Source organism: Aquimarina rubra (assembly GCF_042684305.1).
In the GTDB taxonomy this organism is placed as follows: domain Bacteria; phylum Bacteroidota; class Bacteroidia; order Flavobacteriales; family Flavobacteriaceae; genus Aquimarina; species Aquimarina rubra.
In genome coordinates, this window is sequence record NZ_JBHULE010000019.1 from 1,722,566 (window position 1) to 1,741,375 (window position 18,810).

An 18,810-nucleotide genomic window follows, 5' to 3' on the forward strand; every position below is an offset into this window, starting at 1 on the left:
TTATTTTGCCATCAAAAATACTCATACAACATTTTGAAAACCTTCTTTCTGAAAAGATCATAAAAACGAAACCGCTTTTAGGAGGAGATATTAATGAGGTTTGTTTGTTGATTACAAGTACCAGAAAATTAGTAGTCAAAATTAATAGTGACGAGAGATTTCCTGGAATGTTTCAAGCAGAGACCGAAGGGCTTCGAGAATTGAGAAAAGCTAAGGTTTTTACGATTCCTCAAGTACTGCATTATGGAAGCAGTAATGATGAAGCATTTTTGTTATTAGAATATATTGACTCCGGAAAACAAATAGAAGATTTTTGGCTTGTATTTGGCAAGCAACTTGCGCTTTTACATAAGCAAAGTAAGCCTTATTTTGGTTTTGAAAATGATAATTACATAGGTAGTTTGCCTCAGTGTAATCATAAGCATATCTCGCCCTCAGAATTCTATATAAATCAACGTTTACAACCACAATTTGAGATGGCAATAAATAGAGGTTTTTCTTTTCGGAATTTGGATGATTTTTATGCAACTATTGAAACTGAAATTCCAAATGAAGCATCGAGTTTGGTTCATGGAGACCTTTGGAATGGTAATTTTATAATGGATACCAGAGGTTATCCTTGTTTAATAGATCCTGCTGTATCATATGCTTCCAGAGAAATGGATATCGCAATGATGCATCTTTTTGGAGGTTTTGATCCGGAATTATTTGAGATATATAACGAAACTTTTCCACTTACTGAGAATTGGAGAGAAAGATTAGGTATCTGGCAGTTATATTATTTATTGGTACATCTTAATCTTTTTGGCAGTTCTTATTATAATAGTGTTACACGTATTTTAAATCAGTATAGGTAAAATTCTATAAGTTAACTAACATTCACTATCAACATAATACTTACTTTTGTTAAAATTTTAAATACACAATACATGAACGCATATGTTTTTCCAGGTCAAGGGGCTCAATTTTCAGGAATGGGTCTGGATTTATATGAAAATTCAGAAATTGCTAAAGAGCTTTTTCATAAAGCCAATGATATTTTAGGTTTCGAAATCACTAAAATCATGTTCGAAGGTACTGCGGATGAGCTAAAAGAGACCAAAGTAACTCAGCCGGCGATTTTCTTACATTCGGTAATCCTGAGTAAGGTACTTGGAGATAGTTTCCAGCCTGATATGGTTGCAGGACATTCGTTAGGTGAGTTTTCTGCATTAGTGGCTAATGGAACATTGAATTTTGAAGATGCACTTAGATTAGTGTCTAAAAGAGCTCTGGCAATGCAGCGCGCCTGTGAATTAAAACCTTCTACCATGGCAGCTGTACTAGGATTAGAGGATGAAGTTGTAGAAAAAGGATGTGAAGAAATAGATGGCGTAGTGGTGGCTGCAAACTATAATTGTCCCGGTCAGTTGGTGATTTCGGGAGAAGTAGAAGCCATAGAAAAGGCTTGTGAATTGATGAAAGAAAAAGGTGCTCGTAGAGCATTGGTATTGCCTGTTGGAGGAGCTTTTCACTCTCCATTAATGGAACCTGCAAGAGAGGAGTTAGCAGCTGCTATAGAAGCTACAACTTTTAATACACCTACGTGTCCGATTTATCAAAATGTAACTACAACTGCAGTTACCGATCCGGAAGAGATTAAAAAGAATCTGATTGCACAATTAACGGCTCCGGTAAAATGGACGCAGAGTGTACAAAATATGATCAAGGATGGAGCCATATCATTTACTGAAGTTGGTCCTGGGAAAGTACTATCCGGACTGGTGAAAAAAGTAGACAGATCAATGGAAACTATTGCTGCTTCAATCTAGAATAGTAACAAAAATTTTAAACCTCGATGTCCTTTTGGCTACGAGGTTTTTTTTGTGATATTATGAAGGACAATTTTTAATAAAAAAAGTTAATGATTGTTATTACTTGATTTCAATGCTTTAAACTGGGTTTCCAGATATACCTGTTTCCAGTTTCCATTTACATAATTCCCAACTTTAAAATTATAGGTATGATCATCAATATATTCCCACATATCAGTAACTATTGATTCGCCATATGGATATTGATAGATCAGGTTTTTTCCATCTACTGTAACAGTTCCTTCTGTTACACCTCCAAAAACATCAAACTCCCAGAACTTAATAGTTTTGGTTTCAGTGTCAAACTTTCTAATTCCGTGATTACGCCAGCCATATTGAGTCTGTTTTTGGTCCGTAAATCCTTTTGATTTTGCAATCACCAACGTACTGTTTAAGTCAAACGTGAAAACAGTTTCTTGTTTAAAAACGGTGCCATCTCCCCATTTCCCTTCGGATTTCCATTCTTTGCCTACTAAATTTTTGAATATTAAAAGATTGTTTTCCTGACTTTGGGTAGATATTGAAATGATCGCTAGTAGCGCAAAAATCACTATCGTTCTCATAATTTATTTGATTTTTTCTTTTAATCGATAAATAACCACTTAATAGCCGTAGCAAAATGTTTTTTCCAAAGAGCTTCGTTATGTTCTCCCTTTGGATCCATAATCATATTTATATTTTCTTTGGGATGATTGGAAGAAAGAATTTTATTAAACATTTTTTGAGTGTTTTCTACCATTCCGTGTCCTTCCTTTTTACCGACTAAAAGAAACAAACGAGCTTCTTTAGGAAGCGGATTGTCTTTAGTAAAAGTAAAAACATCTTCAGCATACCAATAAGAGGGAGAAAAGATTCCTGCTTTGCCAAAAACTTCCGGATATTGATAAATCGCATAGTGCGAGATCAATCCACCCATAGAACTTCCTATAATAGCAGTATTGTTTTTATCTTCTAAAGTTCTATATTGGGTATCTATGTATGGTTTGATTTGCTTCACTATAAATTCCATATATGCCTTGCCTTCTGCCTCACCAAATTGTTCGTTCTTCCAGGGGCTCAATTCATTCATACGTTTTTCTGCTCCATTATCGATTCCCACAACAATCAATTCTATTCCAGATGTTTTTGCAAGTTGGTTGAGACTTTCATCTACTTCCCACTCACCGGCATACGAGGTGAATTTATCAAATAGATTCTGCGCATCATGCATATAAAGCACGGGATATTTCTTGTTAGTTACATTATAATTAGGTGGTAAATAGATTCTAATTTGTCGGTTTCGGTTTAAACCAGCTATCTCAAATTGCTTTTCTAGTACCGTCACATTGGGCTGTGCAGTTGTTTTGTTTATAATTGTGTCGGTCTCAGTCTTTTTTAATTCAGTTTCTTGAGTGGTTCCAGAATTTTTTATTGATTCCTTACACCCGAAAAAGATAACAACAATCAATACAAGATATATATGTTTGATTTTCATATTTCTATTGGTTAAAACTGACTTTGGTTAATAAACTGTCTATCTGTTTAAAAGAATAGCTTCCGATCAGGTTTCCTTCTGGCGATATCAGAAACTTAGCCGGAATTTCTGAAACACCATATTTTCTTGCAATATCCGATAGCATTACAAATCTATTTTGATCAACTATTTGATGTTTCCAGGTATATCCAAATTTGGAAACTACTTTTTTCCAGGATTCTGAGTCTTTCTCCAAAGCAATGCTTACGATAGTTAGATCTTCAGCATATTTTTTATGAAGAGCAACTAATTTAGGGCTTTCCTTAATACAAGGTGCGCACCAAGAACCCCAAAAATCCAAGAGTACATAGTTGCCTTGTAGGTCAGAAAGTTTAAAAGGTGTTCCATCAACCAAAGAAGCTTCAAAATCAGGCGCAGTATCACCTTCACCCGCAGCAGACCATTTCGTATACAGATAGAATGTTCCAAATAATACAATGACTACCAGAATAATATATTGCGATATTTTTTTCACAAAAGTGTGGTTTTGTAATGAATTCCTATGCTGATTAAAGTGGAATTATTGTTTATAGATTTTACCTTCTTTCATTACAAATACTACATTTTCCATAGTCTTTATTTCTTTAGAAGGGTCGTCATTTACCGCTACGATATCTGCTATAAAATCAGGTGCAATTTGCCCTAATTCTTTGCTCATGTTCAGAACTTTTGCATTTACGATGGTAGCACATTGTATAGCTGTTATAGCTGGCATACCGGCTTCTACCATATATCCAAATTCTTTGGCATTCTGTCCGTGTTTAAAAACGCCGGCATCTGTACCAAATGCAATACGTACACCACGCTTGTACGCTTTCTTAAATGTATCTTGAATCTGTGGTCCAATTTCGAGCGCTTTAGGAACAATTACATCCGGGTAGTACCCTGCTATGGTTGCTTTTTCTGTAACTTCTTTTCCTGCAGTGATCGTTGGTACTAAATAGGCTTTATTTTTTTTCATTAAATCCATTGTTTTAGTACTCATCAGTGTACCGTGTTCAATGGTAGTTACACCACCAATAATGGCACGTTGCATTCCTTCGTCACCGTGTGCGTGAGCAGCCACATGAAATCCGTAATCCTTAGCGGTTTTACAAATAGCTTTTATTTCTTCAACAGTAAATTGAGGATTAGAGCTACTTTTGGCTACACTCAAGACTCCACCGGTTGCAGTAATTTTAATTAAATCAGCTCCGTTTTTGTAGCGTTGTCTAACTGCTTTTTTAGCATCTTCGACACTATTTACGACACCGTCTTTTGGACCGGGATCTCCTATTAGAGCTTTGTTTCCTCCGTTCGTCGGGTCGGCGTGACCTCCGGTTGTTGCCAATGATTTTCCAGCAGTGAATATTCTTGGGCCATCAATTTTTCCTTGTGCGATGGCTTTTTTTAATGCAATGTTGACTCCACTTCCTCCAAGATCTCTTACCGTTGTAAATCCTGCCATTAAGGTAGTTTTTGCAAATCCCACTGAGTTATATGCTACATCTGCTTCATTGTTTGTATAGCGCTCTAAATATGCCTTTGGGTTAGATTCACTTTCCATATGCACATGCATATCAATAAGTCCCGGCATGACCGTTTTGTCTTTTAGATCAATAATAATATCACCGCTTTCTCCTTCGGTATATCCAATTTCGACTTTACTGATTTTATTTCCGGAAACAACGATTGTTCTTTCGGTTAGCATTTTACCTGATTTGGTGTCAATTAATTTTCCGCAATGAAGATAGGTGTCTTGGGCAGTCAGTGTTATACTTATCAGAGCAAAAAGTAAGGTGTAAAAGAATTTCATAAGATTATAAATTGTGTAAAGTTGTTTGTGAATGGATTTGTGCTTAATTATAAGATCAACAATTTAAAATAAAATACTGTAATTGATCAACAGATTATGATTTCTTTTAGAATTACGGCTGTTCAGAGTAATTTATCTACCATGAAATTCCATATTTGGTAATTCTGCAGAACCTTTTAGATATTTATTGAACCAATCCAATACATCTTGATCTCTTTCATCTCTAAATTGGGTGATACCGTGATCTGCTCCTTCATAAATCTTTAATCTATACGGAATTCTGTGTTTTTCAAATTCTAAAGCTAATTGTAACGAATTCGTAGACTTTACTCTCCAATCAGCATTGCCGTGTAATATAAGTATTGGCACTTCAGTAGAAAATTTATCTGCCCATAATACCGCTGACCTTTTTTTAAGTTCAGCTTCTTTATTTTGGTAGTAATCCGGAATCAATTCGGCATAAACTTTTTTCTCCATTTCGGGTCTGTCGATAGTTCTCAAATCAGATTTTCCGGCACCAACAACTGCTGCTTTTATATTGTTCATTTTTGTTAATGCAATATAGGTCATCATACCGCCACGACTCCAACCATACATGCCCACACGATTAGTGTCTGCTTCAGGTAACTCATTAATAACTTTGTTGAGGTTTAAAATATCATTTACATCTTTACCGCCAAACTCTTCCATTCCTTCACTTTTACCCGATCCTCTATAATTGCAGCCAATCACAATATATCCTTCACTGGCCAATTTAGAGAATCGACCTATTGCGGTCTTTATGTTTAGCGCTCCAAAATCCCGGTTTCCACCTCGATTGTATATAATCACAGGATGCTTTCCTTCATTTTTTGGTACAGCAGCAAACGATTGTATTTTTAGCCCATCACTTAGATATGTTATTTCATATACAGTAATATTTTTTAGAAAATGAAATTTGTCAGTGAATGTTGTTTTATTGGAGTCTGTATATAATTTAGGGTAGTCTTCCAGATTAATTTCATTCTTTTCGACAATAACTGATTCTTGAGAAGAACATGAACAGAAGCTCAGGATGCAAGCAAGGAGTGGTAAAATATGTTTCATAAGGTTTAATTATTTTTCTTAATAGACGTCTACTTGTCCATTTTGTTACGGATTATGATTTAGACGATGAGAAAAGTTTTGCGTTAGAGATAGCAACGGCATCCTTTTTAGTTTTTGTAAAAAACCAAAAAGATATAGTGGATAGCTCGCTCGAACGCCCAGATAATTATTTTAATAATTCAAGTAAATCACTTTCTATATAATCCGGAATTGTATTGATATCTATAATTTCATCCGAAAGATGTTGTTTTTGTTCCTGTAGCTTTAGTATTTTCTCTTCGATCGTATTCTTAGTAATAAAGCGAGTGACCATCACATTGTTCTTTTGTCCAATACGATGCGCACGTGCAATGGCTTGTTTCTCAATAAAAGGATTCCACCAGGGATCCAGTAACACTACATACGAAGCTTTCGTGAGATTAAGACCTACACCACCTGCTTTTAATGAAATAAAGAACAGTGGAATTGAATCATTTTCTTGGAACTCATGTACAATTTTTTCCCTTTCAGAGCTTTTAGTCTGACCGGTAAGACTTACAAAAGAAATACCTTCAGATTTACACCATTCCTGATATAGATTAAGATGCGAGACAAAAGAGCTAAATATCAATACTTTTTTGTTCGATTTCACCAAGGTTTCCAGATATGAGCTAACATCTTTGAACTTTCCGGAAGGTTCTTCTGTTTGAGTATCTAATAGTTTAGGGTGATTTGCTAATTGACGTAATTTGGTTAAAGTGTTGATAATATGAATTTTATTAGAAGAAACCGTATCAATACCTAATAATAAATTTCTGGCAGCCGATTTTTGGGACTCGTATGTTTTTTCTTGTGCGCTCAACATTTCGGTATAAATGATCTGTTCTGATAACTCGGGTAAGTCCTTAGCAACTTGTTCTTTAGTTCTTCTTAGAATAAAAGGGTCTATTAATGTCTTTAGTTCTTTTATGCGATCTTCGTTTTGATGCTTTTCTATGGGAATTTTGAAATGATCTTTAAAAAACGGATAACTTCCCAGTATACCGGGATTGATGAATTCCATCTGAGACCAAAGATCTGATAATGAATTTTCGATAGGTGTACCACTTAACGAAATTTTATGGATTGCATTAATCTTATTAATAGCTTTGAATATTTTAGATTCTTTGTTTTTAATTTGTTGACTCTCATCTGTAACTAAATAGGTGAACGTTGTTTTTTGTAGAATAGAAATATCTTTGGACAGCGTTGTATATGTTGTTAATATAATATCATACGTTTCTAGGTATGGAACGATTTTTTTTCGATCGCTACCGACATACTTGGTGATTGTAAGATGAGGTGCAAATTTTAATATTTCCTGTGCCCAGTTAAACACAAGAGAAGAGGGCAATACAATGAGTGCCTTTAGATATGTTTTGATTTCTAATGGATCGCTAAACAGATCTAGTTTAATCGTTTTTGGCACTTCGGTTTCTGGTATAAGTTGTTCCTTGCTAAAAACTAATGTGGCGATAGTTTGTAGTGTTTTACCAAGTCCCATATCATCAGCAAGACAAGCTCCTAATTGATTTTGATTGTGCTTTACCAACCATTTTACACCTTCTTCTTGATACGGTCTTAAAGTGGCTTTTAATTTAGAACACGGTTGATATGCTACATCAATGGTATCGGTGATCTCCAACTCTTCCGGAGGAACTATGTCTTGTAAAAGTGTATAATTACCCTTATTTACAAGAATACTATTGTCATTAACTTTTCCGAAATCTGCTAATTTCTTAAAACGATGCATCCATTCTAAAGGAATAATGAAGACGTATTGATCGTTTATTGGAAAAAATCGATTGTTCTCTTTTATGTACTTGATGAATTTGGAAAACGGAATTTCCCGAGTACCAATAAGGACTATTCCTTTGACATCGAACCAGTCATTTTTTTTTTATTTTTAATCTCGATCTGATGAGGCTCAAGATTTACCGTTCTATTCTCAAGGTCAGGTAAAATAATCTCGAAACCTTCCTTTTCAAGCTCTTTATGATGAGTTTGTATCCAATTAAAAATTGTTAACGGATCTTCAGTACTTTCAGGCTCTAATACAAGATTTGCGTTTAGCGCTAGTCCTTTGGATTCCAGTAATGCGATTATTTCTTTTTCTGCCTTTGCGTCTCTCTTGATTTGGGTGATCTGGATATCTTCATTCTCTCCAAAATGGACATCAGAAGAAGTTCTTTTAGCACTGTTATAATCAAAAGAGGCTTCGCCATAATCAAAAATTACTTTGGCAACATAATGTTCTTTTATTAAATCCTGGATAACCTCTATTTGATAAGATGTTATGTCTGAATGGGTCACAATTTCAAAACCATTAGCGATCACATCCACGTTCTTAATGACAGGTATGATTACTTTATTCAGATATGTTTTGATATGCTTTTTAGCAATAGTAATTTTTTCTTTACTAAAGAACGGTTTTAATTTATTGGCATTTAGATTATCAATATGAAAAATGGATCTATCTAAAATAATCCAGGAAGGCTCATTTAGTAATATCTGAATACTATGGTTTTGAGGAATTATAACTTTTTCTTCTTCCATTAGGGTAAAAGCATAGTCAATACCTTCATCTGTTTTAGTAAACTCTAAAATAGGGTTAAGGGTGCTGTCACCAATCGATAACCTATGAACCTCAAATGGATCTTTTCTCTGTGCATTGTGTACAACAGCATACTTGTTTTCAATGATCAGGGCATAAAAAAGTGAAAGTTTTTTATGAATATAGTTGATAACTACTTCCTTAGTTTTTGGGTCTTTTAATATATCTGCTAAACCAAATGTTTTTCGTTTTTTGGCTGGCCTGAATTGCTGTTCTAATACAGGGATTTTTAGACTGGCACATATTTCTAATAATTGCTCATGTGGTGTTTCTAAATATGGTATTTCGAAACTTGCTAATGTTTGAGCGGTAGCTTGTTTTTCTACATAACCAAGACGATCATTATTTACAGGTACAATATATGCTTCTGGTAAAGGAGGAATTCCAGAAAGCTTATTATGATCAACTAAGTTATAACAGATGCAAAGTGAATCCATTGTGGGTTTTATTGGTTGTTATTTTAGTTAACTAAACTAAGGGGTATGTAGGGTATTTGTAAAAAAGTAATTAGATCAAAAATAGTCTTTAATCTGTATTTTGCTAATTTACGGGGTTTATTTGGTAACAAAATCAATAATATTTTTGGTGATATAATTGATTTGATCATCATCCAATTCAGTATGCATAGGTAAAGAAATTACTTCTTTTACCAATTGATTGGTTACAGGAAAATCTAATTCGTTATAACGATCATCCTGATATGCTTTTTGACTATGTAATGGAATTGGATAGTATACTCCGCAAGGTATGCCTGCCTCATTTAAATGATTTGCTAATGCATCTCTATCTACATTCATCACACGAAGCGTGTATTGATGAAATACGTGACAGTTACAAGTGTCACAAATTATAGCTGAACTGGTTCCGCAGCTATTTCCTTTAACTTTTGGGGTTATTATATTCTCGATCCCTTCAAAAGCTTGGTTGTATTTTCTTGCAGCAGATCTTCTGGCATTGTTATAAGCATCAAGATGTGGCAGTTTTGCTCTAAGCACTGTAGCCTGTATAGAATCCAATCGAGAGTTTACACCAACTACATCATGATGATATCTTTTGTACATACCGTGATTAACAATTCCACGAATGGTATGTGCCAAATCATCGTCATCAGTAAAAATAGCTCCACCATCACCATAACATCCTAAATTCTTAGAGGGGAAGAATGAAGTAGAAGAAACGTGACCAATAGTTCCTGTTTTAGCAACTTTTCCATCTGCAAATTTATAACTAGAACCAATACCTTGCGCATTGTCTTCAATAACATACAGGTTATGCTCCTTAGCAATTGCCATAATTTCATCCATATTGGCAGCTTGTCCGAATAAGTGAACAGGTACAATTGCTTTTGTATTAGGAGTTATTGCTTTTTTGATAGCTTCAGGATCAATATTAAAAGAATCCGGTTCTACATCTACTAATACTGGTGTAAGTTGTAATAATGCGATCACCTCTACAGTAGCGGCAAAGGTAAAATCTGCGGTGATAACTTCATCTCCCGGTTTAAGACCTAATCCCATCATTGCGATTTGCAAAGCGTCTGTTCCATTTGCACAAGGAATCACATGTTTTACCTCTAGATATTCTTCTAATTCTTTTTGAAAACTATGTACTTCCGGACCATTAATGAAAGCAGCCGAGGAGATAACGTCAAGAACAGATGCATCTACGCGTTCTTTTATTTGTTCGTATTGACCCTTTAAGTCAACCATTTGAATCTTCTTCATAGGATGTGTTTTGTGACCTGACGAAAGTACAAAATAATGAAGCGATTGACAATGTGATACCCGGTTTTGATGTGTTTTTTATTAACGAATACAGTCAGAATGGTGTCACATTGGCAAAAGCTTTTATCTCAGATATTTATACTATTATTCTTTTACAAATTTTATAGTTTTCAGATTATTAACCTGTAAAAGATATATGCCAGCTGATAATGGCTGTAGTTTCTCAGAGATATTATACTGCGAATTTTGATTTGCCGGGACAACAAAATCGGTTATCTTTTTTCCTGTAATATCATATACACCTAATGATAGTTTATCAGAAATATCATACCCTTGAAGTGACAATAACGCATAATTTTTTACTGAATTTGGTGTGATTTGAATAGATCTGTCGGTTTGATTGAGTAAATCTGAGTTTTCGGTGCTGTTGCTCAAAGCCTTTAGTACATCTCCAACCACAAATCCAGAAATGATACTTCTTTTAAAATTACCCTTGCTTTCTGAGTTAAGAAACAAGCTATAAACACCTTCTTCCAGATTTTTAGTGTCGAAATAAAAACTACCGTTCTTTTTATCAAAAGTAATGATCTCAGGATCGTTTTTAAGTGGAGTACCATCAATTTTTGAAGTTTTGATAATAACTCCACGTATTTCGGTATTTTGCAGTAATTCATTATTTTTTTTCTCGGATAAAACATCAACCTTTAAAGTAGGATAGTTATTTTTTACTTGATGTTCTAGAGACATAGTGATGCCATTATTCTGTTTGATAAAAGCAGCAAAACGAGATTCGCTTTTTAGTTTAATATGATTTGAGGATAATGGAATTACGGTTTTGTGATCCTCTGCATGGTGAGTTTTTGTTATGTTTATTTGTTTTTGATTTAGGTCAAAGCCCTGAAACTCTGCTATTGGATTTTCGTGGATAATTTCTGCAACTGCAAATGTTGAGTTTTTATCCAATGTAATTTGATCATATTCATTTTCAGAATGAATGATATAATAGTTACTGGTAGTGATATGGTTATCCGCAATGTTGGTTTCTAAAGATTGATTGCTTTTCTGAGAACGATTTTGCAAATATGATTTTACATAACGCCAGCTAAATTGTCCTAAACTAACATCAATATGGTCAAAAAAAGCGCGATAATCATTTTTTCTGAATACATATTCTGCTCCTGGTCTTAATGTACTTCTATAAGGAGCAACCCCATCATTTGCTCCCTGAACCGGTAGTAAAATCCCACCGGTTGTGGTAAAAGCTGCTCTGGCCAAAAGGTTAGATCCATTAAAATACCCTGAAGCACCTAATACAACAAATTTTTCTGGTTCATTATTGGAGTTATTATCTAAATAAGGACGCACAACATCCCGGCAATAATAGGTAGTAGAGGTTCTGGCACCTTCGTTTAATCCTGTTAGGCGCCACGCCCAGTTTAACCAGGGCATCTGAGAAATATCTGCTAAATATGTTCCCCAATAAGGTGTTCCCAAGGCAAAAACCTGACTTACCTTGTTTTTTTTGCCATACTGTATCATAGCAGCTTCGGCAGCTTTTCCTCCATTACTATGCGCTATAATAGACACATCCGATACATTATACTTTGCTGTGATAATATCGATAGATTCTGCCAATAATTCTCCGTTGACCCATATGCCACCGCCTCGGGTAGTAGCAACAAAAACTGCTTGATATCCTTCGTCATAGGTTTTTTGGTAGAAAGAATTGTCAAACAAAAATTGTGTCTGATTAAGGTCTATATACCCGTGATTAAATAGAATTACTTTTCCATTGTAATTAGGTGGAGTAACACCATAATGAATAGTAGATTTCAGAAGTGGACCAATAAAAAATGGATTTAACTTATCGGGTTTAGGAAGTTGTACTTCCAAAAAGTTTTGCGAAAATAATACTGCACAAGAAAATAATGCAATTAGAGTAAATTTTAATTTCATAAGATTTGAGTTTGTGTGATAGTTGGTGTCAATTTAATAATTTTATTGAATTAATTTTGTTAAAAATGTAAAAATTCAAATTTATTTTTATCGAAATGCTAATTATACTAATTTATTGTCAATTTGATAAATTGATCTTTTGGCCCAAAAGTTTGACTGAATTTTAACAGAAAGAGCCGTATTTTAGCAGCATATAAAATCAGAACTCTTGAATTTTTTCTACAATCTTCTTATTTCGGCATTCAATGCATTGCTTCCTGTTATTGGAAGCATAAGTCCAAAACTTTCATTATTCGCAAAAGGAAGAAAAACAGTTTTTGAAGTATTACAAAAGAGGATACAATCAGATGATAAGGTAATTTGGTTTCATTGTGCTTCTTTGGGAGAATATGAACAAGGAGTTCCGGTGATGGAAATACTGAAGAAAAAATATCCTGATCATACATTGTTAGTTACTTTTTTCTCTCCTTCGGGATATGAAGTGAAAAAGAATAGTGCGCTCGCCGATGTAATCGTGTATCTACCGATAGATACTAAATTAAATGCCAGAAAATTCATAAAGCTGGTACATCCCAAACTTGCTGTTTTTGTGAAGTACGAGTTCTGGCCCAACTATTTGAAGGAATTAAATAATAAATCGATACCTATTACTATTATATCTGCGGTTTTTAGAGAGGATCAAGCATTTTTTAAGTGGTATGGAGGCTTTATGCGAAATGCATTAAAAAAAGTAGATCATTTTTTTGTTCAGGATGCTATTTCTCAAAAATTATTGCATCAAGCTGGTTTTGATAATGTTACTATTAGTGGTGACACCCGTTTTGATAGAGTTGCACACCAGATTGAAATGGATAATCAGGTGGATTTCATTTCAGAATTTATTGGAGATAGACTTTGCGTTGTTATGGGAAGTTCCTGGCAAGAAGATGAAGAGGTATTCTTAGACTATGTAAATCAAGCCTCGGATGATCTATGTTTCATTATTGCACCGCACGAGATAAAAGATAATGGTGTACAGGAGCTGAAGCGAAAGTTGACCAAAAAGACTGTGCTGTTTTCTAATAAAGAAGGAAAGAGCCTGAACGATTACCAGGTATTTATTATGAATACCATAGGTTATTTATCGCGCGTTTACAGTTACGGAGATATTGCCTATGTTGGTGGAGCTATGGGAACCTCTGGATTGCATAATATTTTGGAACCTGCCACCTTCGGAATTCCAATTATTATAGGACAGCATTTTGAAAAATTTAGAGAAGCCAAACAGCTTCAGAAACTTGCGGGATTATTTTCTGTATCGAATTCAACCGAATTCTCTAAAATAATGAACAAGTTGATCGAGAATAAAAGGTTTAGGCAACAAACCGGAATGATTGCCGGTCATTTTATCAATAGTAATACAGGAGCAACCGATATGATTGTAAAATATTTGGATGAGAAAATAGACTAAATCTATACCGTTACGGCCTCATTTAAGTATCGTCTAAAAGGAAGCATTTCTTTATAAACTTCTATTACTTTTTCATTAAAATCATCTTGTAGAATTTCTTCTTTGGTCAGAGGATGAATAACAGCGATAGTTTTAAGACGCAATAAATCGATGTGTTCGTGATCCATCGTAAATCCTTTAGGGGCTTTTTTTAAAGAATCTCCGTCATCGTATAATTCACCAAATGTCTTTTGAAAACTTTTTTTACTTATGATCTTAAGTAATTCTTCGCCGTTATAATCAATAGCTTCGCGAATACTATGCAGGATTTTATGATTTGGTTTCCAATAGCCTCCAGCCAATTCACAATCGTTAATTCCGATCTGTATATAAAAATCTCCTTGTTTGGATCGTTGATCTAATCCAGCGGCAAAATGATCTTTATAAACGGGTTTATTAGGATGGAAAAGAAGATTATTGTTTATCCTGTTAATTCCTTTTCTGCCAGAAGTTGGATAATAATCCGGATCAATTTTGGCTAGTTCTGTGTCTAGATGATCCAACCAATTTATAAAAGAGTTTCGAAGTTGTTGATACCATTTTCGGTTAGCATCCATCCATTCTTTGTTGTTGTTTTGTTGTAATTCTGAAAGGAATTGAAATAAATCACTGAAATTCATTCTGTTAAAAAAATTAAGATTTTTTGTGAAAACATTACCAAGGTAATAGAAATAGCGCGAATAGAATACCGTTATAGCCGTATAATAACAACTAAAATTTTTATATTATGAAAAAAGTAATTTTAGCCTTAGTGTTTTTATTTACTTTAAATGTAGCGTTTGTTTCTTGTAGAGATACAAATAAAGAAACTGAAAATGCCACAGAAGAAACCAGCGAAGTACAAAAAGAGGCAGAAAATGCTGCAGAAGAAGCTGTAAAAGAAGCAGCCGAGATTGAAAAAGAAGCAGAAAAGGCAGTAAAAGAAGCTGGAGAAGAACTTGATAAATCTTTGGAAAAAGCAGTAAACGAAGATAAAAAGGAGGAAACTGAAACTGAAGAAGAGCAACAGTCTTAAGAAGTTTAAGTAAAAAAGAAACTTGTTACTCCAAGTTCAAAAAAGAAGGCCTTTCGATGAAGAAAGGCCTTTGTTATTTTTAGAATAATCCGTTTAATTCTGCATCAATTCGGTTTATGATATTCCCCAGATCCTCTGGATTGTCTACAAAGTTAAGGTGGTCTACATCTACAATCAACAGATTACCTTTATCATATCCATGTGCCCAGGCTTCATACCGTTCGTTTAATCGGCTTAGGTAATCAATACTGATGGTGTTTTCATATTCACGACCACGTTTGTGGATTTGTGCAACCAAATTAGGAATACTGCTGCGCAAGTAAATAAGTAAGTCAGGACCTTCTACCACACTTTCCATCAGATCAAATAGTGATTTATAATTTTCAAAATCACGATTGGTCATTAATCCCATTGCGTGAAGGTTTGGAGCAAATATATATGCATCTTCATAGATCGTTCTATCCTGAATGATATCTTTTCCGCTTTCTCTAATCTCCAGGATTTGTCTAAATCGACTATTCAGGAAATAAATTTGCAGATTAAAAGACCATCGCTCCATTTTATTATAAAAATCCTCTAGATAAGGATTTTCTAATACATCTTCGAATTGAGGCTCCCATCGATAATGTTTTGCCAATAATTTGGTCAATGTTGTTTTTCCGGCACCAATATTTCCTGCAATGGCTACGTGCATAATAGATTAATTTTTTTGGGGTGTTAGATCAAAACTGTAAATCTTACTTTGGTGGTAAATATAAAGGATTTCATTAGTAACATAAAACTGTTTTACAGGAATTTCAGGAAGATTTATTTTTTCTATTTTTTCTGTAGCCGAAGTTCGATAATACAAATTGTTTTCTTTCAGTAAGACAAGATCATTGTTGATAATTCTCATATCGGTAAATCCTTCATTTTGAGTTCTACTCAGTAGACTTCCATATATATTAAACTGCGAAAGTGTTTCAGAAGTCAGTATCCAGCAGTAATTAAAGTTGCTTCTTAATGTAGTTGGGAGTTCATTAATAGGTTGTGTAGCCACTAGTGTTTTGTTAGAAATAGTATTAAATACTTCTAATTGCTGGGTGTTATTATCAAAAAGCCAGCTGCTATTATCATTTGCCGGAGAAACCAGGGAAAGACTCTTAAATTCGGCAATCGTATTAAAATTAATCCTGTTTATTTCGTTTAAATATTTATCGACTAAAACCAGGGTGTTAGAGGATTCGTAGAATAACACAATTTTTAGTGGATTAAGAATGGATACCTGGGTAAGTTGTCCTAAAATAAAATCTCCAAACTGCCACTTCTGACCATTCCATTTTTTATAAAATATATTTCCTTTGGTAAAATATATGGCACCAAAAGAATCGATGCCTAAAAACTGATCAGCTTCTAGCGAAATAGAATCTTGTACCACTACATTTCTTTGAGCATAACTATGAGTACTACAGCCAATGAGAAGTATGAAGAATATAAATTTGTTCATAAACCAGCAAAGTACAAAAATAAGGTCGTTTCTAACAAACTAATTTATACCCAAATCCTCTAACATTAATAATCTGGATGGTATCGTCTTGTTTTAGTTTTTTTCTAAGTTTGGTAATAAATACGTCCATACTCCTGCCATTAAAGAAATCATCATCACCCCAAAGTTTCTTAAGAATCATAGAACGATCCAACACTTGGTTTTTGTTTTTTACCAAATGAAATAATAAATGTGCTTCTCTATGCGTAAGTGGATACGATGTATCTTCGTAAGTCAATATCTGTTTTGGGAAATCAAAAATATATTTTCCGATGGTTAATGCTTCAGCACTTAGTTGTGTTTTGGTTCTGTGTAGTAGATTATTAATTCTAACAATCAGCTCTTCCATACTAAAAGGCTTTTTTAGGTAATCATTTCCACCAATCGTAAAACCTTCTACTACGTCTTGTGTTTGGGATTTTGCTGTTAGAAATATGATCGGGATGGTTTCGTCTTCTAATCGGATTTCTTTGGCCAATGTAAAGCCATCTTTTTTAGGCATCATCACATCCAGCACCAATAGTTTTGGGCTAACGGATTTGTATAGAGCAAGTGCTTCTTCTCCATTTTGCGCGAGATGTACTTTGAAATTTCTGGTTTCCAGACTTTCTTTGATAATTTGCCCTAAAGAAGGCTCATCTTCAGCCAATACGATGTCAATAATTTCAGCCATTAGGTAAAGTGATTTTAAAATTAGTTCGTTCTTGCTCAAGCAACAATTCTATAGTTCCTCCGTGTTTTTCAACAATAGTCTTGGTGTAAAATAATCCAATACCAAATCCTTTTACATCGTGCGTATTCCCTTTTGGTACACGATAAAACTTCTCAAAGATCTTATCTTTTTGGGCTTTTGTTAATGAGGTTCCATTATCCATTACCTCAAGAATAATATTAGATTTTATATTTTTTAAAAATACTTCAATCGTATCACCACCATATTTGATAGCGTTATCCACCATATTATTGATGGCGTTTTCAAAATGAAATGGATCAACTTTTTTCCAAATGTTATCTTGTGTACTGGTAAATACTATCTTTTTGTCCGGAGAATTCGTTTGATGTTTTTTGGTGATACTGTCAATAAGGTCTACTAGATTTATTTTTTCTATATTAAGTTGTAACTCTTCGCTATCCAGCGTCGCGGTTTCCAGAATCTTTTCTACCATCGTATTTAATTTTTCCAATTGATTGGAAGACATTTGCACATATTTTTTGGTTTTTTCCGAGTCATTTTCCTGATTAAAATTTTGGATAGCTTCTAAAGCCGCACTGATGGTTGCAATTGGGGTTTTAAACTCGTGTGTGATATTACTAATGAGATCATTTTTTAGCTCGGCTAACTGTTTTTGGTGATTGATGATTTTTAAAAGATAAAGAAGACAGCCAATTACGGCTCCTGCCAGTAAGAAAGATAATAGTATACCTAATAAATTCTTTCTAAAAATAATAAGTTTTTCATTAGTAAAGTAAAGTTCGAGCTTGCTGGATTTAGGAAGATAGGCTGATTTTGATGCGGTACTTAATGAGGCAGATGCTATAATGTCATCATGTAAGGTCTTAATGGGTGTTGTTCTGGGATCAAGTTTTAATCCGTAAGTTACATTTACATTTTTACGAAGTAACTCTTCTTTAAGCAACGTATCTATTTTTTGAAGCCCAATGGAGTCTTGAGTAAGAGAAATAATGATTTTAGACGTAAGGGTTCTAAAAACATCATCAATAGAATCTTTGTTTTTTAATAAAACGAAGTTTCTGGAAAAGCGCAGCGCCTTTGCGTTTCTTAGTGCTTGATTTTTACGTAAACTGTCATTTACTAATGAATCTTGAACCAAGTTAGACGCATCGATCTTTAAATGTATAGAATCTAACCCTTTGAAGTTTTTATTGGAGATGTCAATCTTATTGATAAGGCTATCCAACTGGATAGTTTTATTGAGGTTGTAGGTAGAATCACTGGCAATAAAACCAATGGTGTTTTCCTCAGCGAGTTCTATAAAATATTGATCTACGGCATTATCCAGGCTGATCTGTACTTCGTTAATCAATTGTTGCTTTCCGGACTGATAGTTTATATAATTCCAATATATCTGTATGCCAATAGTTACAATAATTACAAAGCCAATAAAGTATAATATCGTTTTGTAGTTTCTTTTCTTCATAGTTCAAAAGTAAGGTACTTATTTTAGATAAAAACTATCGCTTAACACTCGTTAACACTGGTT

At 34.1% G+C, this 18,810-nt stretch carries 18 protein-coding genes; 4 read left to right on the forward strand and 14 right to left on the reverse strand.

Annotation, left to right across the window (positions count from 1 at the left end; genetic code table 11):
• The first annotated feature begins 5 nt into the window (after positions 1-5).
• Positions 6-857, forward strand: a complete 852-nt coding sequence (locus ACFSR1_RS16055; RefSeq protein WP_378294035.1) for a fructosamine kinase family protein — start codon at positions 6-8, stop codon at positions 855-857.
• 72 nt (positions 858-929) lie between these two features.
• Positions 930-1,811 (forward strand): ACP S-malonyltransferase, encoded by an 882-nt coding sequence (gene fabD, locus ACFSR1_RS16060; RefSeq protein ID WP_378294036.1) that lies wholly within the window; start codon positions 930-932, stop codon positions 1,809-1,811.
• A gap of 89 nt (positions 1,812-1,900) precedes the next feature.
• On the opposite strand, the gene ACFSR1_RS16065 is transcribed toward fabD, so the two are convergent.
• From ACFSR1_RS16065 to ACFSR1_RS16105, 9 genes are all read right to left on the reverse strand, one after another.
• Positions 1,901-2,416 (reverse strand): hypothetical protein, encoded by a 516-nt coding sequence (locus ACFSR1_RS16065; RefSeq protein ID WP_378294037.1) that lies wholly within the window; start codon positions 2,414-2,416, stop codon positions 1,901-1,903.
• Positions 2,417-2,436: 20 nt separating this feature from the next.
• Positions 2,437-3,327 (reverse strand): alpha/beta hydrolase, encoded by an 891-nt coding sequence (locus ACFSR1_RS16070; RefSeq protein ID WP_378294038.1) that lies wholly within the window; start codon positions 3,325-3,327, stop codon positions 2,437-2,439.
• 4 nt (positions 3,328-3,331) lie between these two features.
• Positions 3,332-3,841, reverse strand: a complete 510-nt coding sequence (locus ACFSR1_RS16075; protein ID WP_378294039.1) for a TlpA family protein disulfide reductase — start codon at positions 3,839-3,841, stop codon at positions 3,332-3,334.
• A gap of 45 nt (positions 3,842-3,886) precedes the next feature.
• Complete coding sequence (locus tag ACFSR1_RS16080; RefSeq protein WP_378294040.1) at positions 3,887-5,161, reverse strand: metal-dependent hydrolase family protein; 1,275 nt, start codon at positions 5,159-5,161, stop codon at positions 3,887-3,889.
• 132 nt (positions 5,162-5,293) lie between these two features.
• Positions 5,294-6,247 (reverse strand): alpha/beta hydrolase family protein, encoded by a 954-nt coding sequence (locus ACFSR1_RS16085; RefSeq protein ID WP_378294041.1) that lies wholly within the window; start codon positions 6,245-6,247, stop codon positions 5,294-5,296.
• A 166-nt stretch (positions 6,248-6,413) separates the two neighbouring features.
• Positions 6,414-8,018 carry a DEAD/DEAH box helicase gene (locus tag ACFSR1_RS16090; RefSeq protein WP_378294042.1) on the reverse strand — a complete coding sequence of 535 codons (1,605 nt, stop codon included), beginning with the start codon at positions 8,016-8,018 and terminating at the stop codon, positions 6,414-6,416.
• A gap of 113 nt (positions 8,019-8,131) precedes the next feature.
• Positions 8,132-9,316 (reverse strand): hypothetical protein, encoded by a 1,185-nt coding sequence (locus ACFSR1_RS16095; RefSeq protein ID WP_378294043.1) that lies wholly within the window; start codon positions 9,314-9,316, stop codon positions 8,132-8,134.
• A gap of 117 nt (positions 9,317-9,433) precedes the next feature.
• Positions 9,434-10,603: a DegT/DnrJ/EryC1/StrS family aminotransferase gene (locus ACFSR1_RS16100; RefSeq protein WP_378294044.1), complete on the reverse strand. Its 1,170-nt coding sequence runs from the start codon at positions 10,601-10,603 to the stop codon at positions 9,434-9,436.
• Between the two features lie 144 nt (positions 10,604-10,747).
• Complete coding sequence (locus ACFSR1_RS16105; protein ID WP_378294045.1) at positions 10,748-12,559, reverse strand: T9SS type A sorting domain-containing protein; 1,812 nt, start codon at positions 12,557-12,559, stop codon at positions 10,748-10,750.
• A 208-nt stretch (positions 12,560-12,767) separates the two neighbouring features.
• On the opposite strand from ACFSR1_RS16105, the gene ACFSR1_RS16110 reads away from it, so the two are divergent.
• Positions 12,768-14,009: a 3-deoxy-D-manno-octulosonic acid transferase gene (locus ACFSR1_RS16110; RefSeq protein WP_378294046.1), complete on the forward strand. Its 1,242-nt coding sequence runs from the start codon at positions 12,768-12,770 to the stop codon at positions 14,007-14,009.
• A gap of 2 nt (positions 14,010-14,011) precedes the next feature.
• Here the strand turns inward: ACFSR1_RS16110 and ACFSR1_RS16115 are convergent, their stop codons facing one another.
• Positions 14,012-14,668 carry a DUF2461 domain-containing protein gene (locus ACFSR1_RS16115; RefSeq protein ID WP_378294047.1) on the reverse strand — a complete coding sequence of 219 codons (657 nt, stop codon included), beginning with the start codon at positions 14,666-14,668 and terminating at the stop codon, positions 14,012-14,014.
• A 107-nt stretch (positions 14,669-14,775) separates the two neighbouring features.
• Here ACFSR1_RS16115 and ACFSR1_RS16120 point away from each other — a divergent pair, with 107 nt between their 5' ends.
• The gene (locus ACFSR1_RS16120) at positions 14,776-15,063 is read left to right on the forward strand and encodes a hypothetical protein (protein ID WP_378294048.1); all 288 of its coding nucleotides are present in this window, start codon (positions 14,776-14,778) and stop codon (positions 15,061-15,063) included.
• Positions 15,064-15,142: 79 nt separating this feature from the next.
• On the opposite strand, the gene ACFSR1_RS16125 is transcribed toward ACFSR1_RS16120, so the two are convergent.
• From ACFSR1_RS16125 to ACFSR1_RS16140, 4 genes are read right to left on the reverse strand one after another with little or no spacing between them, the layout of a single operon-like run.
• On the reverse strand, positions 15,143-15,757 hold the full coding sequence (locus tag ACFSR1_RS16125) for a deoxynucleoside kinase (protein WP_378294049.1): 615 nt from the start codon (positions 15,755-15,757) through the stop codon (positions 15,143-15,145).
• A 6-nt stretch (positions 15,758-15,763) separates the two neighbouring features.
• On the reverse strand, positions 15,764-16,549 hold the full coding sequence (locus ACFSR1_RS16130) for a hypothetical protein (RefSeq protein WP_378294050.1): 786 nt from the start codon (positions 16,547-16,549) through the stop codon (positions 15,764-15,766).
• A gap of 31 nt (positions 16,550-16,580) precedes the next feature.
• Positions 16,581-17,261 carry a response regulator transcription factor gene (locus ACFSR1_RS16135; RefSeq protein ID WP_378294051.1) on the reverse strand — a complete coding sequence of 227 codons (681 nt, stop codon included), beginning with the start codon at positions 17,259-17,261 and terminating at the stop codon, positions 16,581-16,583.
• Positions 17,254-18,747, reverse strand: a complete 1,494-nt coding sequence (locus tag ACFSR1_RS16140; RefSeq protein ID WP_378294052.1) for a sensor histidine kinase — start codon at positions 18,745-18,747, stop codon at positions 17,254-17,256. The genes ACFSR1_RS16135 and ACFSR1_RS16140 overlap by 8 nt, the downstream gene beginning before the upstream one ends.
• Positions 18,748-18,810 lie beyond the last annotated feature (63 nt).